This window comes from Lentzea albidocapillata, assembly GCF_000719115.1.
Taxonomy (GTDB): domain Bacteria; phylum Actinomycetota; class Actinomycetes; order Mycobacteriales; family Pseudonocardiaceae; genus Lentzea; species Lentzea albidocapillata.
The window spans coordinates 355,591-381,293 of record NZ_JOEA01000003.1; the positions used below are offsets into that span (position 1 = coordinate 355,591).

The following is a 25,703-nucleotide window of genomic DNA, read 5'->3' on the forward strand; positions in this document are numbered from 1 at the left end:
CGTCAGGTCGTTTCCGTCTTGGCGATCGCGTAGTAGGCGTCCACGGTGTCGCCGTCGATGCCCACGTAAGTGTCGATCCACGCCGCGGTGGCACGTACGAGCACCAGCACCGCGTCAAACTGCTGGTCCTCCGTCAACCTCGCCAGCACCAGGGCGACGCGCTGATCATCACCGCACGCCAGTCCGCTCAACACCTCCGAGGCGACCTCGGCCGCCCGCGCGCAGGTCGCGTCACCCCGCGTCGCCGGCACGGAGATCGGAATGCGGACGGACGGCTCGAGCGAGCCGCGCGGCACACCACGCAGCAGGATCGCCGCACACGTGTCGATCGCGACCACCCGCGTCCGCTCGTCCGACACCAGGCACCGCACGGCGTCGACGGACCACAGGTGATCGCGCCTGTTGACCGCACCCACCGCGGCCAGGGTCAGTTCCCTGGCCTGCACTTCATCGAGTCGATGCATCGACTCCCGGTCTCCTTCGCGATCGGCCCCGACTGCGCCCCCGCACACGGAATTCTGTGTTGCCACAATCGCAACTCAGCCATGGTCAAACGACCGGGCTCGCGCTGCACGACGAGTGGCCCGCAGTTCACCCGTCCGCACCATCGCATTCGAGCCCACTACCCGTTCCAGATGTTGATACCATCCCGATGTTGACAACCTGGGAGGGTTAACGATGGCGACGCGGCACCTCTACGTGGTCCGTCACGGCGCAGCAGATCCGTTCGGCGAGCTCACCGGTACCGGTGAACAACAGACGCACCTGCTGGGCGAGCGCCTCGCCCGGTCACCGATCGACGCCGTCCTGCACTCGCCCCTGGCCAGAGCGACGAGCACAGCCCAGATCCTGGGCGAGCACCTGCCAGGCGTCCCCGTCACCGAGGCCCCCGAACTGGTCGACCACGTACCGCACGTGCCGGCCGATCCCCCGCCCGCGTGGGCAGGTTTCTTCGACGGCTACGACGCGGCAGAAGCAGCCGCGGGCGCGGGCCTCGCCGAGTCCTTGACCGCCCGGTTCGCGCGTCCCGCCGAGACCGAGACCCACGAGGTGCTGGTCACGCACGCCTACCAGGTGGCGTGGCTGGTGCGGCACGCCCTGGGCGCACCGCCGGACCGGTGGCTGGCGATGAGTTGCGGCAACACCGCGCTGACCGTCATCCAGTTCCGCGACGGCACGCCACCGGCCTTGCTGCTGTACAACGACATGAGCCACCTGCCGGACGAGCTGCGCTGGACGGGCTTCGGCCCAGGCACTCGACCTTGAACCGCCGTCCGGCGCGCATCCCTGCCCGCACACCCGGCCGCCGCTCCGCCAACGCGCCGAAGCAGGCCCACGCTCCCTGGCCAGCCGCCACACTCCCGCAGGCGCCATGCCCCGCTTCCGTGCCGCCTGAGCACCTTCGACCACGCTCTTCAAGCGCCCTGGCGCCGCCGAAGCACAGCCTGCGCGGCCTCCAGACGCTCGGCCTCGTCCCGCTCCGAACAGTCCCCGGACACCTCATCGGCCCACCCCAGCAACCGGCGCAGGTGCTCGTCCGCCCCTCCCGTGACGACGCGCGGCGTGCCGAGGACGACCTCACCGCCGGTCCCGTCGATGGTCACCATCGCGGCCACGCCAACCGTGCGCCCGCCCATCGCCACCGAGTCGCTGCCCACGTGAAGGTCGGCGACACCTACGACGGCGGGTTTTCCCATCGAGCGGGCGACGACGGCCGCGTGGCTCGCCGGGCCGCCCCGCGCGGTGACGATGCCGGTGGCCGCCGCCAGGCCGCGGATGTCCTCCGGTGACGTCTCCGGACGCACCAGGACGACCGGGCCGTCGGCGGCCATGCGCACCGCCTCGTCGGAGGTGACCGCCACCCTGCCCGCCGCCACTCCCGGGCAGACGCCCAGTCCGCGTGCGATGACGTCGGCATCCGGTGCGATCCGGGGTACGCGGACGTGCCGGAGGTGGTGCGGCGCCACCCGCAGGAGTGCGTCGTCGCGGGTGATCGCACCGGCGTCGGCCAGGTCGGTGGCGAGGCGGACGGCGGCGGCGCCGGTGAACCTGCCCGGCCGCACCTGCAGCAGCCACAACACGCCCGACTCGAAGGTGAACTCGACGTAGCACGCGTCGCGGTAATGCTGTTCGATGCGGCTCAGGGCGTCGAGCAGGTCTCGCCAGACCGCGGGTTCACGGTCCGCGATCGTGTGCAGGGGCAGTGTCAGCGTCCGGCCGGAGACGACGTCGTCGCCCTGGTGTCCGAAGAGGACTTCGCCGAACGGCACGTTCTCGCCTGTGCCGGGGTCGCGGCTGAACGCGACGCCGGAGCCGCTGCGGTCGTCGCGGTCTCCGAAGACCATCCGCTGCACGACCACGGCCGTACCCAGGTCGTGCGGGATGCCGTGGAGGGTGCGGTAGGTACGGGCGCGGGGCGTGTTCCACGACGCGAACACCGACTTCAGCGCCTCGTCGAGCGAGTCCGGCGTGAGGCGGAGGTTGAGGATCGTGTCCATCATGCCGGGCATCGACACGGCGGCCCCGGAACGCACCGAGACCGTCGACGGTCCCAGGACTTCGATGGCGGAGGCCAGTTCGTCGGCGAGATCGCCGGGAAGCCGGCCCGTGCGGAGGAAGACCCGGCAGGCCTCGGTGGTGACGACGAAACCGGCTGGCACCGGCAGGCCGAGGCGGTGCAGCAGCACGAGGCCGTGAGCCTTGCCGCCGACGACTTCCGGCGGTTCGCCGAGCGCGCCCGACAGGTGCCTCACCCACTCCATCGCGCGATTCCCAACGTGGCGAGCAGGTCCTCGTGCAGTTCCGCCCAGATCGTGTGGAACGAGTCGATGGCGTCGGCCAGGCGCTCCAACTCCCCCGCCTGAGCGCGGTCCAGGGCTTCGGACAGGCGAGCGTCGTAACGGCCGAACCGGGGCACGGCGGCGGCCAGAGCGGCGATCACCACGACGGCACGCGCGTGGAAGTCGGTGAACAAGGCGAGGACGCGGGCGTCGTAGGCGGTGTCGCTGTGGTCGTTGATGGTCGTGACGCCGTCGGTGGACCGGACCTGCCACGCCGTGCACAGGTCGAGCAGTTCGGGGTTGAGCACGAGGAACGCGTCGAACGCCTCGGCGAGCGCGGGACGGGTGCCGGCCGACTCCAACTCGGCCTTGGTCCGCGCCGCGTTGGCGGACCGGCCGGACTCCGTCAGCGCCCACCCCCCGAAACCCCTGTGGTGCGTGACGAGACCGGCGACCGCGAGATCGATCAGCTCGGACTCCACATCGGACTCGTCGAGCCCCGTGAACGACGCCACGCGGGTGAGTCCGGTGGTACCGACGCAGCGCAACGCGTGCAGCACCAGCAAATCTCTGCTCACGACGTCGCCTCCCGCCGACGTGCACCAGCCGCATGGCCGGCACCGCGGCCGTGGGCACGCGCGACGATCACGCCGTCCCGCACGCTGACCGCGGACTCGGTGTCGTCGCAGGGATCGGTGACACCGATCGCGGACGCCACCAGCGCGTCGTCGTCGAGCATCAGCCGGACGTGCTGCCAGACCTCGGGCGCGAACACCCGCCTCAGACAGCCGACGGCGTCCGTCACCCGGAGCCGGACGAGGCGCCCTGTCTCCTCCTGATCACCGGTGACGATGGCCAGCGTGACCTGTTCGCCGGGCTTCGCGGACCGCACAGCCTCCTCGGCCGCGCCGAGACGACTCGCGCCCAGCACCACCACCAGTCCGTTCGCGAGGCCGACCCGCTCACCGCTGATCTGGTCGACGAGACCTTCGGGCGCGGTCCAGGCGTCCGCACACGTGCGCGCCGGGGCGACGTACGGCAGGTGCGGTGGCGCCCAGGTGTCCTCCAGGTCGATCTCGGCCATGTGCCTGCACGCGTGCGCGACGTCGAACGGGTCACCGAACCCCGGCGACGTCTCGGCCCGGTGACCGGCGCCGTCCAGCATCGTCAGCACCAGTTCCGCCAGCCGCACCCGCCGGGCCGGTGCACCCCGTTCGAGGGCGATGGCCAGCAGCAACGCCTCCAGCCGCGCGAGCTGCGCCAGCACGGCCGGACCGCGTTCGTCCTCGAAGACCCCGTCCAGCGACCGCAACTGCAGCCGCCCGCCCGGCGCCGCGTCGCCCACCAATGGCAACCGTTCGAGCCAGACCCTCGCGAACACCCCGAGCGCGTCGACTCGCGATGTCGGCGACACCGTCGCCTGCGGCTCACCCCCAGACGCCTTCCCGACCAGGTCGATCAGCACCGCCAGGTACAGCGCCCGTTTGCTCGGGAAGTTCGAGTACACCGCCCCACGGGTCAGCTCCGCCCGTTCGGCGATCCGGTCGACCTTCGCCGGCACGAAACCGTGCTCGGCGAACTCCTCCCGTGCCGCCGCCAGCACCGCGGCACGCGTACGCGCCTGCTGCTGCACCCGAGTCAGCCGAACCATCGCCACTCCTCGCCGAGCGCAATCGAGATGTTCTGAACATCCAGATTACCTTAACGTCCGAGTTGCGGCTTGGCGGGAGCAGGTCCACACCCAGCGGGCTCAGCCCAGCACGCAGAGCAGTGAACAGGCCTTCGCGGACGACCACTCGCTGTACAGGCGGCCGGCACCGACCGGCGTGTACTTCGCCTTCGCCTTGTTGGTCAAGGGGAACAGCGATAGCAACGCGTACGTCGAGCAGTGGACCACGTTCGACTCACCGGGCTGCAGCGTGAACGGCCCGGTCCGGCAGGCCGGTTCCACGTCGTCGACCACGTAGGCGTCGACGATCGGGATCGGGCCGTTGTTCGTCACGGTGACCCGCCAGTACGCGGTGGCGTTCAGCAGGCCGAGGACGCCCACGGGTGCTTGCTTCACCCACGGACCAGAGCCGCCCGCCTTGCAGTTGGCCGGCGTGTACGAACCGCAGATCTCCTTGTTCACCAGCACGTTCGGCAGGCACGCGGTTCCTGGCGCGACCTGACGGGTCACCGTGTTGGACGAGAAGCCGCCGGTCGCGTCGGTCCCGTTCGCCGTGTTCGCGACGGACGTGACCGCGCACTCCGCGGAGATCGTGGTGCGGAAGCACATCTGTGGCGGGTCACCGTTGAACTCCACGGCCAGGGACGGCTGGTTGCCGCCGCCGAAGTCCGCGGCGTTGTTCAGCACGAGCGACGCGGTGAGCGTCAGCGAACCGGCGGTGACGCCGGTCAGGTCCACCGTGCCGTCCAGGGCGAACCCCGGTGTGGCAACAGGGTTCCCACCACCGTCCACGGCCTTCACTGTCGACGCGCCGAAGTTCACGTTCGCTGGTGTCATGCCGATGAGCCGTGCTTTGCTGTAAGTGGTGGTGTGCGGTTGTCCGTCGCAGTAGAACTGCGAGGGGTTGAGCGACACGGAGGCGCCGCTGCGAACGCAGGGCGACGCCCCCGTGTCAGGATCCAGTGAGAACAGCACGCCCGCGTCTCCCAGCCCGAGCAGACAGCCGGTGGGAGCGTCGTAGGCGTAGCCGTAATCTCTCGTGATGCCGTTGTTGACCGTCGGATGTGTGATGCGCGATGGCATTCCGGCGCACGACGTCCCGGTGCTCCAGTCGTGGCACACCGTCGCGCCCACGTACGGGCCGCTCCAGATACCGAAGTAGCTGCGCACGCGGTCTCCGGTGCGCACCACCTCCGGGGTGAACACCCAGGTGTGGCTCTCCAGCGCGCCCATGCCACCGGACAGCGGCGAACCGTCGATGGCGTAACAGGTGGTGACGTTCGTGGCTCCGGACGTGCTCGCGCACGCACCGGTCTCCTCACCCGTTGTGCTGTAAGCGGTGTAGGCGTTGTAGGTGTAGTTGGCCGGGGGGCCGAGCGTCTTCGGGGCCGGCCAGCCCGCGCACGCGCTCGTCGTACCGGGGTCGAAACAGCCCATCATGGGCACACCGCTGCCGTACAGCGACGACGACGCGAACAGCTTGCCTCCGGCGACGGCCAGCGCGCCGAGGTAGTAGCCGCCGTGGTCGGTGAACGGCACGATCGGCGCGTAGGGCTGGCCCCCGCACGGGCTCTGCGTGGCGGTCGTCCAGCACACCACGTGCCCGGAGTTCGCCACGCCGTAGAGGTTTCCGCCGACCTGGACGAGTCCCGCCATCTCGAACGTCTGCCCGGTCCGGTTCATCAGCGGCCAGTAGCCGCAGTTGCCCGGCGCGGCGAGGTCGAGGCAGCCGACGCCGATCGAGGACGCCGTGGTGGCCGAGTAGTACACGCGGGCGGGGTTCGCCGGGTCGCGGACGTACTGCGGCGCGAGGGGGCTGGAGATGTCGCCCGTGTACCCCGTCCCGAGCGGGCCGGGCGCGGTGTTGAGCGGCTTCGGCCACGGACCGCCCGCACAGAGCGAGCTCGTCGCGAGATCGGTGCACACCAGCTTCGGATCGGTGAGACCCAGGTGGTGGTAGACGTTCCACGCCTGCAGGCGCCCGTCCGGCGTGCGGTGCAGCATCGGGATGAAGCCGTCACCGCCGGTGCTGCTCGCGCTGGCCCGCACCGGCGGCGTCAGCACGCTGGAGAACGACTTGCCTCCGTTGCGCACGTCGGGGTGTGTGGCGGTGACCGGGTTGCCCTCGGTGCCGGTCCAGCCCGGCGGCACCTGCAGCGAGCCGGCCAGCAAGGTCTGGCCCGCGCCGATGGGGTCGGTGATCGAAGCGGCACCGTTGGCACCGTTCGGGTAGGACACGACCCAGGAGGCGACATCGCCGTGGGAGGCGGGATCGGACACGCCCTGCACGGACTTGGTGAGAGTGGACACGGGCGGCTGAGCGGCCACGGGTACTGCGGCGGTGAGCGTGCTGCCAGCGAGCACGCCCGCTAGCACCATCGCCGGCAAACGTCTTCGCACGAGCATGATCCCTTCGGTGGCGGGTTCGTTCGGGAACTGACCGCCGACGCTAGGGACGTCCTCTGTGCGGGAAAAACCCCCTCACCCGCGTGCACGTGATGTCTGCACCATCAGACCAATGTGCGAATGCTGAACATGTGACCGGACAAGAGATTCCATTTCGTTGCCGAATCAAGTTTCACCTGAACGCCACTGAAACGCCTATGCGAGAAGCGAATGCTCGCGGTGCGGGGTCCAGCGCAGGTGCACGGTGCGGTCGGGCGGGTCGGCTCGCAGCAGGGACAACCGCGGCCGGACGGCGTCGGTGCGCGCGGACGGCGGCTTGCGGCTGCCGGCGCGGTACTGGACCGGCCACTCGGCCCGGTAGCCCTGTTCGGCCGCCGCGTGCAGCGTCCAGTGCGGGTCGTACAGGTGCGTGCGCCCGATCGCGCACAGGTCCGCGCGGCCCGCCAGCAGGATGGAGTTGACGTCGTCGTAGGAGGCGATGGCGCCGACCGCGATGACGGCCGCGCCCGTGACCTCGTGGCGGATGCGGTCCGCGAACGGCGTCTGGTAGCTGCGGCCGTACGCAGGGCGCTCGTCCGCCGTGACCTGGCCGGTGGAGACGTCGATCGCGTCCGCGCCGTGGGCGACGAACGCGCGGGCGATCTCCACGGCGTCGTGCTCGGTGTTGCCGCCGTCGACCCAGTCGGTCGCAGAGATGCGCACGATCATCGGGCGCTCGGCCGGCCACACGGCACGGACGGCGTCGAACACTTCCAGGGGGAACCTCAGCCGGTTGGCCAGCGAACCGGCGTACTCGTCCGTGCGCTGGTTCGCGATCGGTGAGAGGAACGAGGACAACAGATAGCCGTGCGCGCAGTGCAGTTCGAGCAGGTCGAACCCTGCTTCGGCACCACGTTCCGCAGCCGCGACGAACTCCGCGGTGATCCGGTCCAGATCCTCGCGAGCGGCCTCGGCGGGGATCGGCGATCCGGGGCCGTACGGCAGCGGAGATGGGCCGATGACGTCCCAGTTGCCCTCGGGCAGCGGTTCGTCCATGCCCTCCCACATCAGGCGGGTGGAGCCCTTGCGGCCGGAGTGGCCGAGTTGCAGGCCGATGCGGGCGGTGCTCCGCTCGTGCGCGAAGGCCACGATCCGGGCCCAGGAGTCGCGCTGCTCGTCGGTCCACATACCGGTGCAGCCGGGCGTGATGCGGCCCTCGGACGAGACGCAGACCATTTCGGTCATCACCAGTCCCGCGCCGCCCATGGCCTTCGACCCCAGGTGGACGAGGTGGAAGTCGCCCGGCACGCCGTCGACGGCGGAGTACATGTCCATCGCCGAGACGATCACGCGGTTCTTGAGTTCCAGCTGTCCCAGGCGGAACGGCTGGAACATCGCCGGGGCCGTGCTCCGGAGTCCCTGGGAGGCGGCGAAGGCGGCGTCGACGCGGTCGGCGAACTCCGGGTCGCGGGTGCGCAGGTTGTCGTAGGTGATCCGGCGCGAGCGCGTGAGCAGGTTGAAGCAGAACCGGGTCGGCTCCTGCTCCGCGTACATGCCGATGTTCTCGAACCACTCCAGGGACGCCTGGGCAGCCCGCTGGGTCGACTCGACGACGGGGCGCCGCTCGGTCTCGTAGGCCGTCAGCGCGGTCTCGACGTCACGGTGTTCGTGCAGGCACGCGGCGAGGGCGAGCGAGTCCTCCATCGCGAGTTTGGTGCCCGAGCCGATCGAGAAGTGCGCGGTGTGCGCGGCGTCGCCCACGAGGACGACGTTGCCGTGGTGCCACCGTTCATTGCGCACGGTGGTGAAGCTGAGCCACTTCGAGTTGTTGGCGAACACCTGGTGGCCGGCCAGCTCCTCCGCGAACAGCTCGCGGATCCGCTGGACGGCGTGTTCGTCCGAGACACCCGGCGCGAACTCCTGGGCGGTGTCGAAACCGGCGCGGCGCCACACGTCCTCGTGCATCTCGACGATGAACGTGGAACCGCTGTCGGAGTAGGGATAGCCGTGGACCTGCATGGTCCCCCACGGCGTGTCCTTGATGAAGAACTGGAACGCCTCGAAGACCAGATCCGTGCCGAGCCACATGTACTTGTTGCGGCGCGGGTCCACAGTGGAACGGAAGACGTCCGGGAAGGACTGCCGCACCAGCGAGTTGACGCCGTCCGCGCCGACCACGAGGTCATGTGACGCGCTCAGGACTTCCGCGGCGGGCGCGGGCGTCGAGAAGTGCACGACCACGCCGAGATCGCGGCACCGCCGCTGGAGGAGACCGAGCAGTTCCTTGCGGCTCATCGCGGCGAACCCCTGCCCGCCCACGGTGTGGCTCTCGCCGCGGTAGTGGATGTCGATGTCCGTCCAGCGCGCGAACCGGCGTGACATTGCCTCGGCGAACTCCGGGTCGGCGTTCTCGATCCCGCCGAGCGTCTCGTCGGAGAACACCACGCCGAAGCCGAACGTCACGTCGGCAGCGTCGCGTTCCCAGATGGTGACATCATGCGAAGGGTCGAGCTGTTTCATCAGCGCGGCGAGGTAGAGCCCACCGGGGCCGCCTCCGACGATCGCGATCTTTCTGGCTGCGATCCTCATGTCAGCACCTCGTCCTCGACGATCTTGCGGAGTGCGAAGCGCTGCAGCTTGCCGCTGGCGTTGCGCGGCAACGACGTGCGGAACCGCACCTCGCGCGGGTACTTGTAGGGCGCGATGGTCCGCTTCACGTGGTCCTGGATCTCCCTGGCCTTCGCGTCGGAGCCCGGCACGCCGTCGCGCAGCACCACGAAGGCGCAGACGACCGCGCCGCGTTCGTCGTCGGGCTTGGCGACGACAGCGGACTCCAGCACGTCCGGGTGGGTGTCGATGGCCTCCTCGACCTCGGGGCCGCCGATGTTGTAGCCGGAGGAGACGATCATGTGGTCGCTGCGGGCGTGGTAGTGGAAGTAGCCGTCCTCGTCGCGGTGGAAGACGTCACCGGTGACGTTCCAGCCGTCCACCACGTAGTCCTTCTGCCGCTCGTCGTCGAGGTAGCGGCAGCCGACGGGGCCGATCACGCCGAGGCGTCCCTGCTCGCCGGGGCCGAGTTCCTCGCCGTCGGGGCCGAGCACGGTGGCGCGGTAGCCCGGCACCGGTTTGCCGGTGGAGCCGGGCCGGATGTCGTCACCGGCGGCAGAGATGAAGATGTGCAACAGCTCCGTGGCGCCGATGCCGTCGATCACCTTCAGCCCCAGCCGATCCCGCAGCCGTTGCCAGGTCTCCTGGGGGATGTGCTCGCCGGCCGACACCGCGGTCCGCAGGCCGCCGAGCTTCGCCTCGATGCCCTCGCGCAGGATCGCCTTGTACGCGGTCGGCGCCGTCGCGAGCACCGTGACTCCGTGCTGTTGCACGAGGTCCGCGACCTGGGCGGGCGTGGCGGCCTCGGTCAGCAGGGCGCAGGCACCGGCCCGCAGCGGGAAGACGACGAGCATGCCCAGGCCGAACGTGAAGGCGAACGGGGCGGTGCAGGCGACGACGTCGTCCTCGGTCAGCCGCAGCACGTGCCGGCCGAAGGTGTTGTCGATGGACAGGACGTCGCGGTGGAAGTGCGCGGTGATCTTCGGTGTGCCGGTGCTGCCGGACGTCGGCGCCAGCAACGCCACGTCGTCGGCGGCGGTGTCCACGGCGGTGAACTGCCCCGACCTGGTCGCGGCGAGCACCTGGAGGTCGTCGTAGTCCACCACGGTCAGCGACGGCAGGTCTCGGACGTCCTCCGTGAACCGCTGGTCCACCAACGCGATCGACGGACGGGTGCGCTCGACGATCGGCGCGAGTTCGCGGGTCCTCAACGCGGCCATGGTCGTCACCACGACACCGCCCGCCTTGAGGACGCCGAGCCACGCGGCCACGGTCCACGGGTTGTTGGGCGAGCGGAGCAGAACCCGTTGTCCTGGAACGAGACCGAGCTCTTCGGTCAGCACCTGGGCCACCTGGTTCGCGCGGGTCAGCAACTCGCCGTAGGACCACGTCTCCCCCGCCGGCGTGCGCAGCGCGGGGCGGTCGGGGCCGAACCTCGCCACCGGGACGTCGATGAGCTCGGTGGCGGCGTTGAGCCGGGCCGGGTAGTCCAGTTCCGGCGTCGTGAACTCGATGGCAGGCCACAGCGCCGCGGGAGGTAAGTGGTCGCGAGCGAAGGTGTCCATGGGTGAAGTCCTTCCCGGGCGGCGGGTCAGGAAGCGCGGATCATGCCCTCCTGGGCAACGGTGGCGAGGTGGAGGCCATCGCGGGTGAAGAAGCGGCCGTGGCCGAGTCCCCGGCCCGCGTCGGCGGCGACGGCCTCCTGCACGTAGAGGAGCCAGTCGTCGATCGGACCCTCGCGGTGGAACCACATCGCGTGGTCGAGGCTCGCGGTGACGAGGCCCGGCCGGGCCCACGGCAGGTCGAGGACCCGCAGGACGGGCTCGAGGATCGTGTAGTCGCAGACGTAGGCCAGTGCGGCGAGGTCACGCTGGGCGTCGGTCAGGCCGTCGACCGGGCGCAGCGCGTCGAACGGCTTGATCCACACGGCCTGGTGCGGGACCTTCTCGCCTTCGACCGCGAGGTAGACCGGGCCGGGCGCGTGCCGCATGTCGAAGCTGCGGCCGCCGGACCAGTAGGCCTTCGACTCCTCGGTCATCGAACCGCCGGAGCGTCCCGCGAGGAAGTCCGCGGAGCTTTCCAGCTCGTCCGGGCCTGGCAGGTCGCCGGTGAACTCGGTCCGATACCCGCCGCCCGGCTCGCCCGCGGCGAAGTTCGCGAGGCAGGCGTAGAGGGGCTTGCCGTTCTGGTAGCCGCGGACCTGCCGGGTGCTGTAGCCGCGGCCGTCGCGCAGCAGCTCGACCTCGTACCGCACCTGGGCGCCGATGTCGGCCGGGCGCAGGAAGTAGCTGTGCATCGAGTGCAGCGTCTTGCCGTCCGTCACCGAACGCATGGCGGCGGCTGCGGCTGCGGCGACCAGGTCCCCGCCGTAGGCCTTGGGCCACGGGCAGGGCTGGGTGACGGCGGTGAAGGCGAGGTCGAAGTGCTCCGGATCGGCCTTCTCCAGCGCGATGGCCTCGGTGAAGATCGCCGAAGTCGGCACGGGCGTCATCGGCTCAGCCAGTCGCGCAGGTCCTCGTCCGGCACGTCGTCGAGGTTCACGACGATGTTCTCCGGCGTCCGCGTGGTCATCCACGTGAGCGACTTGTTGCGGTCGAGGTTGCACTCGATGTGCGGCATGAACGGCGGCACGAACACCCAGTCACCCTCCTCCATGTCGACGTAGTCCTCGAACTTCTCCCCGAAGTAGATTCGCGCCCGGCCGGACAGCACGTAGCCGCCGGTCTCGGCCTCGCCGTGGTGGTGGGTGACCGAGCGGTAGCCCGGTTCGTTGGTGACCTTCCCGAACCACAGCTTCGTCGCCGGGGTGTGCTGGATGCTCACCCCCGAGATCCGGATCGCACCGCCGGAGTTCGCGGTGTCCGGGTTCTCGGCACCGCCGCGCGTCACGACCGGCGCGACCAGGCCGCTGGGCAGCCGGTACATCGAGTTGTCGCCGTCGAGCTGGTACTTGCTCAGGTCGGGCTCCATATCTCGTATTCTTCACGACCGTCAGATAGTGTCAATACTCATGAGGCCAGCAGCAGTGAACCCGGCCAGCCTTCCGGCGCCGAGCGGCTACTCCCACGGCACCCTCGCCGGCAACACCCTCCACCTCGGCGGGCAGACCGCCCTGGACGCCGACATGAAGATCGTTCCCGGTGGCATCGTCGAGCAGTTCCGCCAGGCGTTCGGCAACGTGCTGGCGACGTTGCGCGCGGCCGGGGGCGAACCGGAGGACCTGGTCAGCATCACGATCTACCTCACCGACATCCCGGACTACCAGGCTCACGGCAGGGAGATCGGCAAGGTGTGGCGCGAGCTCGCCGGCCCCGTCTACCCGGCCATGGCGGGCATCGGCTGCACCGCGCTGTGGCAGCCGGAAGCACTGATCGAGATCCTCGGCGTCGCCGTGATCCCGGAAGACCGGCTGGTCAGGCCCAGCTGAATCGATAGCGCTTTCATGATCTACGCAACGTGAACGCGATAGTCGAGGAGGTTCGCGGGTGAAGCTCGCTTCTGTGACGGTCGGCGGCGTCCGTCGTGGCGGTGTCGTCGACGGGGAGTCGATCGCGCTGCTGTCGTGCACGGTCGATGACGTCGTGCGGGGCGCTCCGGTCGAGACCGGCGAGGTCCTGCCGCTGGCGGAAGTGCGGCTGGAGGCGCCGCTGCACCGGTTCAACCGCGACATCCTCTGCACCGGCTGGAACTACTGGGACCACTTCGAGGAGTCCGCCGGCAAGCGCGAGGGTCAGGACCCGGTCTCCCGTCCGCTGCGCCCGACCTTCTTCACCAAGGGCCCGGACACGGTCGTCGGGCCGCACGACGCCATCGCCTACGACCCCGGGTTGTCCCAGAAGTGGGACTACGAGGCCGAGATCGCGATGGTCATCGGGCGCGACGGCCGTTCGATCCCGGAGGAGAAGGCGCTGGACCACGTGTTCGGCTTCCTCGTCGCCAACGACGTTTCGCAGCGCGATCTCCAACGCGCGCACGGCGGCCAATGGCTCAAGGGCAAGAGTCTCGACGCCACGATGCCGCTCGGACCGTGGCTGACCACCGTCGACGAGATCCACGACCTCGGCGGGCTGCGGGTCCAGTGCGAGGTCAACGGTGTCCTGCTGCAGGACGCGACCAGCGCGCAGATGGCGTTCTCCTTCGCGCGGATCATCGCCGAGCTCAGTCACGGCATGACCCTGCGCGCCGGCGACGTGATCCTGACCGGCACTCCCAGCGGCGTCGGCAACGCCCGCGAACCGCAGCTCTTCCTGCGCGACGGCGACGTCGTGGTCACGCGCGTCAGCGGCTTGGGCGAACTGCGCAACACCGTCACGCTGACCGACCTCGCCGGGCCGGGCGTTAAGCTCGCCGGCAGCTGATCAAGGTGAGGAGAGGGCACTGAACGTCGCGGACATGACCGTGGAAGCCGCGGCTCCCGCCGGTCGCGACCGGCTCGGCCCGCTCATCATCACGATCTTCGGCCTCTACGCGCGCGGCGAGCACAACTGGCTCTCCGTGGCCTCCGTCGTCCAGCTCATGGCCGACCTCGGCGTGGACGGCCAGGCCGCCCGGTCCTCAATCTCCCGCCTGAAGCGCCGGGGCGTCGTCCGGGCCGAACGCCGCGACGGCGCCGGCTACGCCCTGGCCGAGTCCACACTGGAGACCCTGGCCGAGGGCGACACCCGCATCTTCGAACGCCGCCGGGCCACCACCGAGGACGGCTGGCTCGTGGTCGTGTTCTCCGTGCCCGAGTCCGAACGCGAGAAGCGCCACGCCCTGCGCACCAGCCTGACCCAGCTCGGCTTCGGCACCACGGCCCCCGGCGTGTGGGTGGCACCGGGCAACCTGGCCACCGAGACCCGCCGCACCCTGGAGCGCCGCGGGTTGTCCGAGTACGTGGACATCTTCACCGGCGACCACTTCGCGTTCGGCGACCTGCGCTCCAAGGTCCGCGCCTGGTGGGACCTGGACGAACTGGCCGACCTGTACGCCGACTTCCTGCGCCGCCACCGCCCCGTCCTGGATGCCGGCATCACCTCACCCGAGCAGGCGTTCCAGACGTACGTGCCGATGCTCACCGCGTGGCGCCGCCTGCCGTACAGCGACCCCGGCCTTCCTCTCTCGCTGCTGCCTCCCGGCTGGAACGGCGTCACGGCCGAGGCCCTGTTCGAGCAGCTCAACACCACTTTGAGCGCACCTGCCCGCGAACACGCGCTGGCCGTGATTCACGGCCGTTAGCCGGCGTTGCTCTGCGGCTGCGGACACTGGCCACCAGGCGTCGTCAGCAGCTCGAAGTGCCACATCTCGTTGGCGTAGGCCTGGCACAACCCGTAGTCCGAACCGTGCTGGATGAGCCAGTCGTCGGCGTTCGTCGGCCCGATGTCGATCGCCTTGCCCGTGACGTGCGCGGACTTGTCCGGCGGGTGCACCCACCGCCGCGCTTCCTTCTCGCTGCGGTACAGCTCGACGGCCTCGTCCAGCAGCCGCTGCTGGTACTCCGGGCTGCGCCAGCCCGACGTCACCCGCAACTCGACCCCGGCGAGCTTCGCGTCCGCCGCCGCCTTCCGCATGGCGGCGAGCAGCGCGGGATCGAGGCGGGCGATCGCGGCGTGCTTGTCGTCGTCCAGCGAGATGCTCTCGTTCTCCGGGATGCTGCCGTCTTCGGTCATCTTCATCTGGAGGCTCGCCGCCTGCGGTCCGGCGGGTGCGCAGGCCGTCACCACCGCGAGCAGGAGCACCGTCCAAATTCCTTTACCAGTCACGACTTCGAGCGTTCAGGAGCGATGTCGCCGGACGGCCAGCGGAATGTGCTCGTTGTGCAACGAACCGTCGACAGCAGGCGGACCTGGACTGGCCGCTCCCGGTGAGCGGGAGGCATGAACTACGTTGGTGGCATGGAGATCTACGACATCCCGGTCCAGACGCTCGCGGGCGAGCCCGGCGACCTGAGCGCGGTGCGGGGCAAGGTGGCGCTGGTCGTCAACGTCGCCTCCCGGTGTGGCCTCACCCCGCAGTACGCGGGTCTGGAGCGGTTGCAGGAGAAGTACGGGACCGAGGGTTTCTCCGTGGTCGGCTTCCCGTGCAACCAGTTCATGGGCCAGGAGCCGGGCACGTCCGAGGAGATCGCCACGTTCTGCTCGGCCACCTACGGGGTGTCGTTCCCCCTGTTCGAGAAGATCGAGGTCAACGGGCCGGACCAGCACCCGCTCTACCAGGAGCTGACGAAGCACGCGGACGCCGACGGGACCGCCGGTGACGTGCAGTGGAACTTCGAGAAGTTCCTCGTCTCGCGGGATGGTCAGGTCATCGCCCGGTTCCGGCCGCGCACCGAGCCCGAGGACGCCGTGATCACCGAGGCGATCGAGGCCGCGCTGCGGTAGCACTGCGAGTCGTCCTTGTCCCACCAATAGATATCTTGTCGCGCCACGGCGGCCGGCGGAACGTTGAACGCCCTACTTCATCCTGATGTAACGGTCAGGCGAAAGTCTTCGCCAGCACCTTGTTCACGTGATCGGCGATCTCGTCGGCCGCCTCCTCCAGGGCGAAGTGACCGGTGTCGAGCAGCACGACCTCGGCGGAGGGCACGTCCCGGCGGTAGGCCTCGGCGCCGGCCGCGACGAAGAACGTGTCGTTGCGGCCCCAGACGGCGAGGACGTGTGGCTGCCGTTCGCGCAGCCAGGCCTGCCAGGACGGGTAACGGCCGGGGTTGGTCTGGTAGTCCCACAACAGGGACTTCATGTAGTCGGCGCGGCCGGGCAGGTCGATGACGGCCTGGTCGGCCAGCGCCTGCTCGGGGTCGATGTTCTCGGGGTCCTTCGCGCCCACCAGCCACTGGTGCCGCGTGCCCTCCAGGCTGACGACCCAGTCGACGGCGTCCTGGTACTTGGCCTTCTCGCTCCACCACGCGTTCAACGCCTCGGCATCGGGGCCGAAGCCTTCGACGTAGGCGTTGCCGTTCTGCGTGATCACGGCCTGGACGCGCCGGTCGTGCTCGAGCGCGATCCGGAAGCCGACGGGCGCGCCGAAGTCGAACATGTAGACGGCGTAGTCGCCGATGCCGAGCAGGTCGATGACCTGGCCCGTGACCTCGGCCAGCCGGTCGAACGTCGGGACGCCGGGCAGCGGGTCGGACGAGCCGAAGCCGGGGTAGTCGATCGCGACGACGTGCCAGTCGGAGGCGAGGCGGTCGATCAGCCGCACGTAGGCGCGGGTGCTCGACGGAAAGCCGGGCAGCAGCACGATGACGGGCTTGCTCGCGTCACCGGCCTCGCGCACGAACACCTTCAGGCCGTCGACCTCGACGTGGCGGTGGCGAATCGCGGGCATGTCGTTCTCCTCGTGTCGTCCTAATGGATAGCACGACCGTATACACGTTAGGTCGCGCGCTGCAAGCGTTCCTGGCGAGAATCTGCTAACGTCTCGATCGTTGCTTCAACCGTTAGGAGACGGCGTGGCCGCGACCTTGCCCGAGTTCCAGGCGGCAGGCTTCCCCATGGGCGCCGAGCCGCTCGTGGCGCTCGACCTGGTGGACACGCACGCGCTGTGCCTGGACCCGGTCCGGGACCTGCTCGCGGACGAGGCCGGGCACGCGACCTGGTGGGCGCTGCAGGCAGATCGGCTGCCCGGCGCGGCGCCGCCGCCGATGAGCGCGACCCGCCGGCTCCGAGCGGTGCTGCGGGAGTTGTTCGACGCCCACCTGACCCAGCGCACGCCTGATCCGGCACTGATCGCGGACCTCAACGCCGTCGCCGCCGCGGTGCCCACAAGCCCGCATCTCGACGGCTGGGGAGCCGAAGCGCGAGCAGGGGTCCGGTGGCACGACGACTACAACGGCCACCCCGCGCTGGCCGCGATCGCGGGCGAGGCGATCCGGCTGCTGGCCGACCGGAAACGGCTGGACATGTTGCGCGCGTGCGCCAACCCGGCGTGTTCGATGTTGTTCCTGGCGGAGAACAAGCGCCGGGTCTGGTGCGCTGCCAACGTGTGCGGCAACCGGGCCCGGGTCGCCCGGCACTACGAGCGCACGCGCGCCTGATCGTCCACATCGGACGAGACCCCTCACGAACGCACCGCTGAGGTCACCCGTCCGTGCACACGGGGTAGCGTGCCGCCGCATGAGTGCGCGCTTCCAGGAACTCGACTACCGCCAGACCCCGCTGGGTGAGCTGAGCCTGCGCCGCCGGCTCGAACCCGGCACCGGCAGGGAGATCCACGAGATCAAGCTCAACGAAGAGTTCCTGATGTCGAGCCTGTTCACCGTCGCCGAGGTCGAACTGGCCCACCTCGCACTCGCGGAACTGTCCGGGGACTCGCTGAACGTGGTCGTGGGCGGCCTCGGTCTCGGCTACACGGCACAGACGGTGCTGGAACACTCGAACGTCGGCTCGCTGCTGGTCGTCGACGCCCTCGGCGAGGTGATCGAGTGGCATCAGCAGGGCCTCATCCCCGCCGGGAGGACGCTGGCGGCCGACGAGCGGTGCCAGCTGGTCCACGGCGACTTCTTCGCCCTGACCCGCTCCGGAGAGGGTTTCGACGCGGCGGCGCCGGGCAGGCTGTTCGACGCCATCGTCGTCGACATCGACCACTCACCACGCCACCTGCTGCACCCGTCCAATGCCGACTTCTACACCGCCGAAGGCGCTCAGCGCCTCGCCGCGCTGCTCACGCCCGGCGGGGTGTTCGCGTTGTGGTCCAACGACCCGCCCGAGGACGAGTACGCCGCCACTCTCGCCACGGTCTTCACCGACGTGCGGGCCGAGGTCGTCACCTTCCCGAATCCGCTGCAGGAAAGGGATTCGACGAACACCGTCTACCTCGCGCGGCGCCGCTGACCTCGGTGGCCGACCTCCCCGCAGAGCTCGGCATCCGCTCACGCGCCGAGCCGGCCGGCTGCCCTGACGCCCACGCGAACCCGTCGGGGTCGGTGAAGTCGCCGGCGCCGATCATCACGATCCGGTGCGAACCCGAACCCTCGGGCGCCACCCCGGCGTCCTTGGCGAGCGCGCGCCGCCGGTATAGCCCCAGCTTCACGGTGCCGGCCGCGGCGAACTGGACGTACATGCGGCCGAAGCTCTTCTCCACGGTGAAGCCCTGGTCGACGTAGCACTGCCTGCTCGCGGCAATGTCCGTCGTGCCGAGCAGCAGCACGACGTCACCGATCTGCCCGGTGGCCGGTCCGGTGTTCTCCTTCGCCGAGGTCGCGACCTTCCAGATGGTGCCGTCCGGCGCCTGCACGACCCCGCCGTAGCCCCACATCGACTTCCCGGCTGGCTTGAGCACGGTCGCGCCGGCGTCGAGCGCGCCGCCGATCAGCAGGTCGACGTCCGCGGGCTGCGCCACCGTGAGGGACAGGGTGAAGCCGCGGAAGCCGGTGGCCGGTTCCTGCGAGGCCCGCAGGCGCAGCCGGGAGCCGAGCCCGAAAGCGTTGGCGTAGAAGCGTTCGGCGGCAGCAAGGTCGGCCACTTCGAGGGTGATCGCGTCGAATGAGGTCATGCCGGAAACGCTAGGCGCCGCCCTGGGACCGATGCTTCTCGATTCCTGACCGGCTCACGGCAGCAACCGCGGCACCACCCGCACATAGATGACCATGCCGACCACCTCGACCAGTGTCTGTGTCACCACCACAACCCCGGCTACGTCACCGGGCAACGCCAGCGCCAGCGGCAGCACCACCAGCGAGTTGCGCGTGGCCCCCGTGAACACGATCGCGCGACCCGACGCCACGTCCAGGCGGACCACCTTCGCGACGGCCGGCCCGGCGAAGGCCATGACCACGAGGAACACCACGTAGAACGGCACCACCCGCGCGACCTGCGGCAGGTCGTCGCCGAGCTTCGGCACCTGCGAGGCCACCACCGTGAACAGGGTCGCGGCCATCAACGGCACCATCGTGGTACTGATCGCGCCGATGATCCGCTCCGCCCTGGCCTGGGTGAGCCACGCCAGCGTCAGCGGGATCGCGATCAGTACCACGAACGCCTCGACGAACGGCCCGGGTTCGACGACGGCCAGGTCAGAGCCGAGAAAGAGCCACAGGTAACCGGGCAGCAGCACCATCTGCGCGAGCAGCAGCAACGGCGTGGCCGCGAGCAGGCGCCGGCTGTCACCGCCGGCCAGTCCGCTGAACACGATCACGTAGTCGACGCACGGCGTGAGGAGAACCAACAGCACGCCCAGCCGCACGGCCTGATCGTCCGGCAGGAACGCGAAGAGCGCGGCGACCACCAACGGCACAACCACGAAGTTCACGACGAGAGCGGCCCCGAGGAACCGCCCCGCCCGCAGCGAACGCCCGAGTTCGGCCACCGGCACCTGCAGGAACGTCACGTACAGCAGGACCGCCAGCACGGGATTGATGGCGTGTTCGAGGGCAGGGCCGGCATCGGGGGCCGCCCAGCCGGCCACCCCTCCCGCCGCCAGCGCGCCGAGGTAGACGGCGACCTGGTGACGTTCCAAGCCCGCGACGAACCCCGGCACAGCACCCCCCGATCAGATGATCAGGACGATATCGGCAGCGGGCAGGACGGCGAGCAGGCCACCGATCGACGACGCCTGGATCACCCGTCCCGCTCCAAGGCTGTGTCCATCCGGAGGAACTCGGTGATGCGAAGCGCCTTGGGTGGCCGTTTCACCTCGACGGCCAGCGCCTCGAACGCCTCCGCCTCGCTCACCACGCGCGGCGCGGTCACCTCGACCTCCTCTCCGTTGATCGTGAGCTTCGCCTGCCCGGCTGCTAGCACGTTGCGGACCCAGTCCGAACGCGAGCCGTAGACCAGGACGACCAGGTAGCCACCCTCGACCGGGTGCGCCTCCATCGGGGTGCGGTAGGGCATTCCCGAACTGCGGCCGACGTGGGTGAGCACCGCCCACTTGCCGCTCTTCACCGCGCGCGGGTTGAACACGCGCTTGTTGATGTGACCCCACCATCTGGGCATAGGCATGTCGGACTCCTCTCCTGCTCCAAGACGCGATCGGGGGCCGAGTTGTTGAAGTAGCGTGCGCGCGTGGAGATCACTGAAGACCGCGCCTTCCCCGCCGCGCTGACCGCGCTCAGCGGCATCGGCTTCCCGTGGGAGTACGACGAGAAGACCGACGAACCCTCGCCGAGCAACATTGACTACGAGCCGTACCAGGAGTTCGAGTCCGCGGAGGAGACGACCGACTGGATCAGGTCGTGGACGGGCAACAAGGACATGGACGGCGACGCGTTCCGGACGTTCGGGCAGGACGGCACCGGTGGGCTCGCCGTGCTGTGGCTGGTGCGGGAGGGGCCGCTGACCGCGCAGCCCGTCGTGTTCTTCGGGTCGGAGGGTGAGGTCGGGCCCGTCGCGTCGAGCCTGGGCGAGTTCCTCTGGTTGCTCGCGGGCGGCGTGGGGCCGCTGGAGGCCGTCCAGTTCGGGGCGGACAGCGGTGTGCCGAACGCGGAACTGCGGGCGGTCGCGGAGAAGTACTCCGGGATCGGGCCGCGCACCCCGGCTGAGGTGCTGACGGCCGCGCGCCAGGAGTTCCCCGGCTTCGTGGAGACCGTGGACTCCTGGTGCCGCTAGAAGCCGACGGCTGAACGGGATTCCAGGCGGGAGTCCCGTTCGACCTTGCCCCGCACGACACTTCGCCAAGCGCACCAGCCGAGGAACGCGAGGCCCAGCCAGACATAGGCGTTGCCGGCGACGTGCTGCCACCACGTCCACGCCAGTTCCCGGTCGCCCGCCGTGGGCAGCAGCCAGTGCGGGCCGACCGCGAACACCGCCGCGACCGCGATCCGCACGCGGCCGTTCACCAGCAGCAACGCGGGCGCGATCCACACCCAGTGGTGCGACCAGGACACCGGCGAGATCAGCAGACCCGCTGCCGCGACCGCGACGACGGCGGTGAGGTCGTCGCGCAGCCGGGGCAACAGCACGACGGTCAGCACGAGCACCGCCGCGACGGCGGCGAACCACACGACCTCGGGTGCCCCGAGCCGGAACAACAGTCCCCGCAACGACTGGTTCGCGCTGTAGGCGAGGCCGCCGACGCGCTCCGGGTCGAGCATCGCGTGGAACCAGAACTGCTTCGACTGCCCCGGTGCCACGACCCAAGCGAGCAGACCGCACCCCGCGAACGCCGCCGCGGCGGTCAGCGTGGGCCGCCATCGCTTGCGGGACAGGAAGAACAGCACGAAGATCGCCGGGGTCAGCTTGATCGCGGCGGCCACTCCGATGAGCAGGCCGCGTGGCCACGGGGTGCGCGGCAGCAGGCAGTCGGCGGCGACCAGGCCGAACAGGATCAGGTTGACCTGACCCATGTCGAGAGTGATCCGCAGTGGTTCGAGCAGCAGGCACAGCGCGACCAGGCCGAGACCCGTGCGGAGGTTCGGTGCCGCCACGAGGCAGGCTGCCGTGAAGAGTGCGATGCCCACCGCGGTGAACACCAAAGCGTTGAGCGGCAATGGAAACGGGGTCAGTCCGCTGAACAGCATCGCCGCGAACGGCGGGTAGGTGAACGGCAGGCCCCTGGGGCCCTGGAAGTCTGCGGTGTAGAGGTCGGTGCCCGCCTGCCACGCTTCTCCGCCCGCGAGGTAGACCCGCAGGTCGAGCACGCCGTCACCGAAGCTGCGCGCGCACACCCAGACGAGCACGCAGGCGGCCACGGCGACCCAGCAGATCCGGCGGGTCATCGTGCCGCCGCCCGGTCACGCAGGGCCACCACACCAGCCGCGAGAGCCGCCGCCACGACGGCTCCCGCGCTGTTGTTGAAGAAGTCCTGCGTCTCACACAACCCTCGCCCGGTGAGCGGTTGCACGATCTCGATCGCCGCACTCAACGCCACCGCCGACCCCAGCACCGCGAGCGGCCGCCGCGTCGCGAGCACCGCGCAGAACACCAGCGGCACGAACAGCAGCGCGTTCAACAGCTCGTTCGAACCGTGCAACGAGAAGCCGCTGAGGTGGCAGAGTTCTTGGCCGGGCTCGGATGCCCAAGCCGGCAGCGTGCGCGAGAAAGTCACGCCCAGCACGACACCCAGCGAGATTCCCGCCAGCACCGAGGGAACCGGCCGCCAGCGGTAACTCCGAGCCACCCGCCACGCACCCCAGCCCAGCGCGCCGGCCCCGACCACCACTCCGCCCGCGATGAGCGGGTTCGCCAACGCCGCGAGCACCGCTTCGAACGCCCACCCCACCTGATCCAGCACAGCCCAGAACCCTTCGTCCACACCGAAATCCGATGTGGACGAGCCTGCTGTCCGGTGGGGTGCCGCCGGATCGGCCCGACGGCCTCAAGATCATGGCCGCCGAGCCAGACTCAGGGCTCGAACTGGCCGAACGGCCATGGTCAGTCGGCCACCACGTGCGCGCGGAACGCCCACGCGACGATCTCGACGCGGTTGCGCGCCCCCACCTTCGCCTGCACCGACGCCAGGTAGGCCTTCACCGACGACACCGAGACCTTCAGCGAGGCCGCGATCTCGTTGTTGCTCAAGCCTTTCGCCACGTGCCGGACGACGTCCAGCTCACGCGGGTTCAGCACCTGAGCATCGGCGCTCGCCACCGGCGGCACCGATCGGCGCAGCACCCGCAGCACCACCTGGGGCGACACCAGGACGTCACCCCTCGCGGCCGATCTCACGGCCTCGGCCAGCAAACCGGGACTCGCGTCCTTCGTGAGGAACCCGCACGCGCCGAGGTCCAGCGCCTTGTTCAGCACCTCGTCGCTGTCGAACGTCGTCACGACCACGACACGGGTGTGCGGGGCGAGCTGCCGCGTGACCTCCAGGCCGTCGAGCCCCGGCATCCGGACGTCCACCAGGCACACCCGCGGCTCGAGTTCGCGAGCCCGCTGGACCGCGCTGATCCCGTCCGCGACGTCGGCGACCACGCTGATGTCGGGCTGCGCCTCCAGGATCAGCCGGAACCCGGCCCGCACCATGTCCTGGTCCTCGGCGATGAGCACGGAGATCACGCGCGCACCTCCAGCGGCAGCTCGGCGGTGACCAGCCAGCCTTCTCCGGTCGGGCCCGCGAAGAACCGCCCGCCCAGCTCGTGCACCCGTTCGCGCATGCCCACCAACCCGAACCCGCCCGAATGCGAAGGTCTCACCGTTCCATTGTCCACAACGGACAGCAGTACCAGGTCCGAGGTCAGCCGCACGTCCACCTCCACGCTCGTGGCGTCGAAAGCGTGCTTGCGGGCGTTGGTCAACGCCTCCTGGACGAGCCGCAGCACCGATCGTCCCAGCTCCGGCCGCACGTCCGCGGTCAGTTCGACGTTCGCCCGCACCGGCAGGCCCGACCTCTCCGCGAGCTGGTGCAGATCGGCCGTGAGATCGGTGGTCGCGCCGGCGGCCCCGTTGTCCCGCAACGTCCTGACCATCGCGCTCATCGCCCCCAACGCGTCCGTGCCACCCTCGACTATGCCCGGCAGCATCGCGCACGCCTTGTCCTTGTCCTGCGCCGCCACCACAAGCGCGGCCTGCGCCTGCACCAGCATGCCCGTGACGTGGTGTGCCACCACGTCGTGCAGTTCCCGGGCCATGTCGAGGCGTTCGTCGCGCCGGACCCGTTCCTCCGCGGCCGCTGCCAACGCCGACCGTGACCGTTCCCGCATCCGCAACAGCAGCCCGCCCGCGGCCATGATGATGAACAGGATCAGCATCAGCTGGACAGCGTCCGCGCGGGACAGCGAAATGTGCGGACGGTAGAACGCGGCGTGTTCGGCGACGAGTACGAGTGCCAGGATCGACGGCACGGCCACGAGCACCGGTGTGCGCCACGCGTGCGCGAACACGAGAACCAGCACGACCGTCGACTCGGCGACCGTGTACACCGGGTTGTCGAACCACGTCTCGCCGACGCCGGGCCCGCTGATCAGGTGCAGCGCCCGGCCGAAGCCGATGATCCGCCCCGTGACGACGAACACGGCGGCGAACATGACGACGGTGGCGATGATGAGCGGCCTGCGGCGAAGTTCCCCCATCCGGCCGATCCTAGGAGCAGGCGCGACCACCTGCCTCGACCGTCCAGCCGAGGCGGATGGCCAGATGGTCAGGCCGAGCCGATGGCCTCGTCCAGGATGCCGAGGCCCAAGGCCAGCTCATCCTCCGAGGCGGTCAGCGGCGGTGCGATCCGGAACACCCCGCCCATCCCCGGGATCTGCACGATGTTCATGTGCAGCCCCAGGTCCAGGCACTTCTGGGTGATCGGCGCGCTCAGCGACTCGTCCGCGATCTCCAGCCCGACCAGCAGCCCACGCCCGCGCACGTCGGACACCAGCGAGTGCCGGGCGGCGATGTCGTCCAGTCCGTTGCGCAGGAACGCCCCGAGCTTCGCCGCCCGCTCGTCCAGCCGTTCCTCGGTCAGCACGTCCAGCACGGTGTTGCCGACGGCCGCCACCAGCGGGTCCGACACGTGCGTGGTGAAAAACAGGTAGTCGCGGGCGTGCGCCTCCGCCTCGATCTCGGCGGACGTGATCACGGCGGCCAGCGGCAGCCCGGCGCCCAGTGTCTTGGACAGCGTCAGGATGTCGGGCACCACGCCGTCGCGCTCGAACGCGTACCAGTTGCCCGTCCGGCACAGTCCGGTCTGCGCCTCGTCCATGATCAGCAGCATCCCGCGCTCACGGCACTTGGCCGACAACGCGGCGAAGTAGCCCGGCGGCGGTTCGAGGATGCCACCGGAGCTCAGGATCGGCTCGACGATGCAGGCCGCCAGCGAACCGACCGACTGGGCGTCGACCAGGTCGAACGCCAGGTCGAGCTGCGCCTGCCAGTCACCGGACGGCGCCGGGATCGCGAAGTTGCCGGGGGTGGCGGGACCGTAGCCCTTGCGGCCCGCGCTGTAGGTCGCGGCGGCCGCGGCGGCGGTCATACCGTGCCAGGAGCGGGCGAACGCCACCACCTCGTGCTTGCCGGTGACGAGCTTGGCCATGCGCAGCGCGGCCTCGTTCGACTCCGCGCCGGTGGTGAGCAGCTGCACCTTCGAGAGCGAGGGAGGCAGCGTCCCGGCCAGCCGCCGGGCCAGGTCCACGACGGGCCGGCTGAGCATGCCGCTGAACAAGTGGTCGAGGTTCGCGATCTGGCGCTGCACCGTCTCGACGATGCGCGGGTGGGAGTGACCGAGGATCGCGCTCATCTGCCCGGACGTGAAGTCCAGGATCCGGCGGCCGTCCTCGGTGAACAGGAAGCTCCCCGACGCGCTGTCGATGATCTCGCGCGTGAACGTGCCGCCGTAGCGGACGAGGTGGCGGTCGACGTCGTCCCAGAAGGTGTCCATGGGGAAAAGCTAGGACTCGCCGAGCATCAGGTCCATCT

Annotated in this window: 26 protein-coding genes and 1 pseudogene; 8 read left to right on the plus strand and 19 right to left on the minus strand. The window is 69.9% G+C overall.

The genetic code is table 11. The features are described 5' to 3' along the window. Positions 1-2: 2 nt before the first annotated feature. Entirely contained in the window at positions 3-464 is a 462-nt protein-coding gene (locus IG04_RS0105370; protein WP_144065245.1) for a hypothetical protein, read from the minus strand. 214 nt (positions 465-678) lie between these two features. On the opposite strand from IG04_RS0105370, the gene IG04_RS0105375 reads away from it, so the two are divergent. Next, complete coding sequence (locus tag IG04_RS0105375; RefSeq protein WP_030475402.1) at positions 679-1,266, plus strand: histidine phosphatase family protein; 588 nt, start codon at positions 679-681, stop codon at positions 1,264-1,266. Positions 1,267-1,415: 149 nt separating this feature from the next. Here IG04_RS0105375 and IG04_RS0105380 read toward each other — a convergent pair whose 3' ends face one another. The 8 genes from IG04_RS0105380 to IG04_RS0105415 all read right to left on the minus strand — a co-directional run bounded on the left by IG04_RS0105380 (position 1,416) and on the right by IG04_RS0105415 (position 12,411). Next, a complete protein-coding gene (locus IG04_RS0105380) occupies positions 1,416-2,762 on the minus strand; it encodes a PEP/pyruvate-binding domain-containing protein (protein WP_030475403.1) in 1,347 nt (448 codons plus the stop codon). Further along, positions 2,750-3,358 carry a hypothetical protein gene (locus IG04_RS0105385; RefSeq protein ID WP_030475404.1) on the minus strand — a complete coding sequence of 203 codons (609 nt, stop codon included), beginning with the start codon at positions 3,356-3,358 and terminating at the stop codon, positions 2,750-2,752. Before IG04_RS0105385 ends, IG04_RS0105380 begins: the two co-directional genes overlap by 13 nt. Beyond that, entirely contained in the window at positions 3,355-4,431 is a 1,077-nt protein-coding gene (locus IG04_RS0105390) for a TetR/AcrR family transcriptional regulator (RefSeq protein ID WP_030475405.1), read from the minus strand. The genes IG04_RS0105385 and IG04_RS0105390 overlap by 4 nt, the downstream gene beginning before the upstream one ends. Positions 4,432-4,530: 99 nt before the next feature. Next, positions 4,531-6,849 carry a DUF7617 domain-containing protein gene (locus IG04_RS0105395; protein ID WP_036013839.1) on the minus strand — a complete coding sequence of 773 codons (2,319 nt, stop codon included), beginning with the start codon at positions 6,847-6,849 and terminating at the stop codon, positions 4,531-4,533. Positions 6,850-7,050: 201 nt separating this feature from the next. Then, on the minus strand, positions 7,051-9,423 hold the full coding sequence (locus tag IG04_RS0105400) for a bifunctional salicylyl-CoA 5-hydroxylase/oxidoreductase (RefSeq protein ID WP_030475407.1): 2,373 nt from the start codon (positions 9,421-9,423) through the stop codon (positions 7,051-7,053). Then, complete coding sequence (locus tag IG04_RS0105405) at positions 9,420-11,006, minus strand: AMP-binding protein (protein WP_051768931.1); 1,587 nt, start codon at positions 11,004-11,006, stop codon at positions 9,420-9,422. Before IG04_RS0105405 ends, IG04_RS0105400 begins: the two co-directional genes overlap by 4 nt. Positions 11,007-11,032: 26 nt before the next feature. Beyond that, entirely contained in the window at positions 11,033-11,932 is a 900-nt protein-coding gene (locus IG04_RS0105410) for an acyl-CoA thioesterase (RefSeq protein WP_030475409.1), read from the minus strand. Beyond that, a complete protein-coding gene (locus tag IG04_RS0105415; protein ID WP_030475410.1) occupies positions 11,929-12,411 on the minus strand; it encodes a cupin domain-containing protein in 483 nt (160 codons plus the stop codon). Before IG04_RS0105415 ends, IG04_RS0105410 begins: the two co-directional genes overlap by 4 nt. A gap of 40 nt (positions 12,412-12,451) precedes the next feature. Between IG04_RS0105415 and IG04_RS0105420 the strand changes: the two genes are divergently transcribed. The 3 genes from IG04_RS0105420 to IG04_RS0105430 are packed head-to-tail and all read left to right on the plus strand — an operon-like array spanning position 12,452 to position 14,658. Next, complete coding sequence (locus IG04_RS0105420) at positions 12,452-12,868, plus strand: RidA family protein (RefSeq protein ID WP_030475411.1); 417 nt, start codon at positions 12,452-12,454, stop codon at positions 12,866-12,868. Positions 12,869-12,926: 58 nt separating this feature from the next. Further along, positions 12,927-13,799 carry a fumarylacetoacetate hydrolase family protein gene (locus IG04_RS0105425; RefSeq protein WP_030475412.1) on the plus strand — a complete coding sequence of 291 codons (873 nt, stop codon included), beginning with the start codon at positions 12,927-12,929 and terminating at the stop codon, positions 13,797-13,799. A gap of 34 nt (positions 13,800-13,833) precedes the next feature. Further along, complete coding sequence (locus IG04_RS0105430) at positions 13,834-14,658, plus strand: PaaX family transcriptional regulator (RefSeq protein WP_030475413.1); 825 nt, start codon at positions 13,834-13,836, stop codon at positions 14,656-14,658. Here IG04_RS0105430 and IG04_RS0105435 read toward each other — a convergent pair. Continuing rightward, on the minus strand, positions 14,655-15,158 hold the full coding sequence (locus IG04_RS0105435; protein WP_245815986.1) for a M15 family metallopeptidase: 504 nt from the start codon (positions 15,156-15,158) through the stop codon (positions 14,655-14,657). The two genes, IG04_RS0105430 and IG04_RS0105435, sit on opposite strands and share 4 nt — an antisense overlap. A gap of 156 nt (positions 15,159-15,314) precedes the next feature. Between IG04_RS0105435 and IG04_RS0105440 the strand changes: the two genes are divergently transcribed. Beyond that, the gene (locus IG04_RS0105440) at positions 15,315-15,800 is read left to right on the plus strand and encodes a glutathione peroxidase (protein WP_030475415.1); all 486 of its coding nucleotides are present in this window, start codon (positions 15,315-15,317) and stop codon (positions 15,798-15,800) included. A gap of 94 nt (positions 15,801-15,894) precedes the next feature. On the opposite strand, the gene IG04_RS0105445 is transcribed toward IG04_RS0105440, so the two are convergent. After that, complete coding sequence (locus IG04_RS0105445) at positions 15,895-16,746, minus strand: alpha/beta fold hydrolase (RefSeq protein WP_030475416.1); 852 nt, start codon at positions 16,744-16,746, stop codon at positions 15,895-15,897. 124 nt (positions 16,747-16,870) lie between these two features. Between IG04_RS0105445 and IG04_RS0105450 the strand changes: the two genes are divergently transcribed. Both IG04_RS0105450 and IG04_RS0105455 read left to right on the plus strand, forming a co-directional pair. Then, a complete protein-coding gene (locus IG04_RS0105450; RefSeq protein ID WP_051768933.1) occupies positions 16,871-17,455 on the plus strand; it encodes a CGNR zinc finger domain-containing protein in 585 nt (194 codons plus the stop codon). Between the two features lie 79 nt (positions 17,456-17,534). Further along, a complete protein-coding gene (locus IG04_RS0105455) occupies positions 17,535-18,251 on the plus strand; it encodes a spermidine synthase (protein ID WP_030475418.1) in 717 nt (238 codons plus the stop codon). A gap of 70 nt (positions 18,252-18,321) precedes the next feature. On the opposite strand, the pseudogene IG04_RS0105460 reads toward IG04_RS0105455, so the two are convergent. The 3 genes and pseudogenes from IG04_RS0105460 to IG04_RS0105470 form a co-directional block, all read right to left on the minus strand. Continuing rightward, positions 18,322-18,912: pseudogene (locus IG04_RS0105460) on the minus strand (glyoxalase); the annotation flags it as partial. Positions 18,913-18,966: 54 nt separating this feature from the next. Further along, positions 18,967-19,896: an arsenic resistance protein gene (locus IG04_RS0105465; RefSeq protein ID WP_030475420.1), complete on the minus strand. Its 930-nt coding sequence runs from the start codon at positions 19,894-19,896 to the stop codon at positions 18,967-18,969. A gap of 80 nt (positions 19,897-19,976) precedes the next feature. After that, complete coding sequence (locus tag IG04_RS0105470; protein WP_030475421.1) at positions 19,977-20,360, minus strand: nitroreductase family deazaflavin-dependent oxidoreductase; 384 nt, start codon at positions 20,358-20,360, stop codon at positions 19,977-19,979. A gap of 63 nt (positions 20,361-20,423) precedes the next feature. Here IG04_RS0105470 and IG04_RS0105475 point away from each other — a divergent pair, with 63 nt between their 5' ends. Next, on the plus strand, positions 20,424-20,966 hold the full coding sequence (locus tag IG04_RS0105475; RefSeq protein WP_036013720.1) for a hypothetical protein: 543 nt from the start codon (positions 20,424-20,426) through the stop codon (positions 20,964-20,966). Here the strand turns inward: IG04_RS0105475 and IG04_RS0105480 are convergent. The 5 genes from IG04_RS0105480 to IG04_RS0105500 all read right to left on the minus strand — a co-directional run bounded on the left by IG04_RS0105480 (position 20,963) and on the right by IG04_RS0105500 (position 25,665). Further along, a complete protein-coding gene (locus IG04_RS0105480) occupies positions 20,963-22,075 on the minus strand; it encodes a glycosyltransferase 87 family protein (RefSeq protein ID WP_051768935.1) in 1,113 nt (370 codons plus the stop codon). The two genes, IG04_RS0105475 and IG04_RS0105480, sit on opposite strands and share 4 nt — an antisense overlap. Next, positions 22,072-22,590, minus strand: a complete 519-nt coding sequence (locus IG04_RS0105485; protein ID WP_051768937.1) for a VanZ family protein — start codon at positions 22,588-22,590, stop codon at positions 22,072-22,074. The genes IG04_RS0105480 and IG04_RS0105485 overlap by 4 nt, the downstream gene beginning before the upstream one ends. Positions 22,591-22,730: 140 nt before the next feature. Beyond that, positions 22,731-23,357 (minus strand): response regulator, encoded by a 627-nt coding sequence (locus IG04_RS0105490; RefSeq protein WP_030475425.1) that lies wholly within the window; start codon positions 23,355-23,357, stop codon positions 22,731-22,733. Next, positions 23,354-24,370 carry a sensor histidine kinase gene (locus IG04_RS0105495; protein WP_051768939.1) on the minus strand — a complete coding sequence of 339 codons (1,017 nt, stop codon included), beginning with the start codon at positions 24,368-24,370 and terminating at the stop codon, positions 23,354-23,356. Before IG04_RS0105495 ends, IG04_RS0105490 begins: the two co-directional genes overlap by 4 nt. 68 nt (positions 24,371-24,438) lie before the next feature. Next, positions 24,439-25,665, minus strand: coding sequence for an aspartate aminotransferase family protein (locus tag IG04_RS0105500; protein WP_030475427.1), 1,227 nt, complete (start codon positions 25,663-25,665; stop codon positions 24,439-24,441). Positions 25,666-25,703 lie beyond the last annotated feature (38 nt).

What these genes read in the sequence shown, in the direction of transcription:
- IG04_RS0105370 (WP_144065245.1), bottom strand. Translation starts at nt 464, where the DNA reads ATGCATCGACTCGATGAAGTGCAGGCCAGGGAACTGACCCTGGCCGCG.
- IG04_RS0105375 (WP_030475402.1), top strand. Translation starts at nt 679, where the DNA reads ATGGCGACGCGGCACCTCTACGTGGTCCGTCACGGCGCAGCAGATCCG.
- IG04_RS0105380 (WP_030475403.1), bottom strand. Translation starts at nt 2,762, where the DNA reads ATGGAGTGGGTGAGGCACCTGTCGGGCGCGCTCGGCGAACCGCCGGAA.
- IG04_RS0105390 (WP_030475405.1), bottom strand. Translation starts at nt 4,431, where the DNA reads ATGGTTCGGCTGACTCGGGTGCAGCAGCAGGCGCGTACGCGTGCCGCG.
- IG04_RS0105400 (WP_030475407.1), bottom strand. Translation starts at nt 9,423, where the DNA reads ATGAGGATCGCAGCCAGAAAGATCGCGATCGTCGGAGGCGGCCCCGGT.
- IG04_RS0105405 (WP_051768931.1), bottom strand. Translation starts at nt 11,006, where the DNA reads ATGGACACCTTCGCTCGCGACCACTTACCTCCCGCGGCGCTGTGGCCT.
- IG04_RS0105410 (WP_030475409.1), bottom strand. Translation starts at nt 11,932, where the DNA reads ATGACGCCCGTGCCGACTTCGGCGATCTTCACCGAGGCCATCGCGCTG.
- IG04_RS0105415 (WP_030475410.1), bottom strand. Translation starts at nt 12,411, where the DNA reads ATGGAGCCCGACCTGAGCAAGTACCAGCTCGACGGCGACAACTCGATG.
- IG04_RS0105420 (WP_030475411.1), top strand. Translation starts at nt 12,452, where the DNA reads ATGAGGCCAGCAGCAGTGAACCCGGCCAGCCTTCCGGCGCCGAGCGGC.
- IG04_RS0105430 (WP_030475413.1), top strand. Translation starts at nt 13,834, where the DNA reads ATGACCGTGGAAGCCGCGGCTCCCGCCGGTCGCGACCGGCTCGGCCCG.
- IG04_RS0105440 (WP_030475415.1), top strand. Translation starts at nt 15,315, where the DNA reads ATGGAGATCTACGACATCCCGGTCCAGACGCTCGCGGGCGAGCCCGGC.
- IG04_RS0105445 (WP_030475416.1), bottom strand. Translation starts at nt 16,746, where the DNA reads ATGCCCGCGATTCGCCACCGCCACGTCGAGGTCGACGGCCTGAAGGTG.
- IG04_RS0105455 (WP_030475418.1), top strand. Translation starts at nt 17,535, where the DNA reads ATGAGTGCGCGCTTCCAGGAACTCGACTACCGCCAGACCCCGCTGGGT.
- IG04_RS0105470 (WP_030475421.1), bottom strand. Translation starts at nt 20,360, where the DNA reads ATGCCTATGCCCAGATGGTGGGGTCACATCAACAAGCGCGTGTTCAAC.
- IG04_RS0105480 (WP_051768935.1), bottom strand. Translation starts at nt 22,075, where the DNA reads ATGACCCGCCGGATCTGCTGGGTCGCCGTGGCCGCCTGCGTGCTCGTC.
- IG04_RS0105495 (WP_051768939.1), bottom strand. Translation starts at nt 24,370, where the DNA reads ATGGGGGAACTTCGCCGCAGGCCGCTCATCATCGCCACCGTCGTCATG.
- IG04_RS0105500 (WP_030475427.1), bottom strand. Translation starts at nt 25,665, where the DNA reads ATGGACACCTTCTGGGACGACGTCGACCGCCACCTCGTCCGCTACGGC.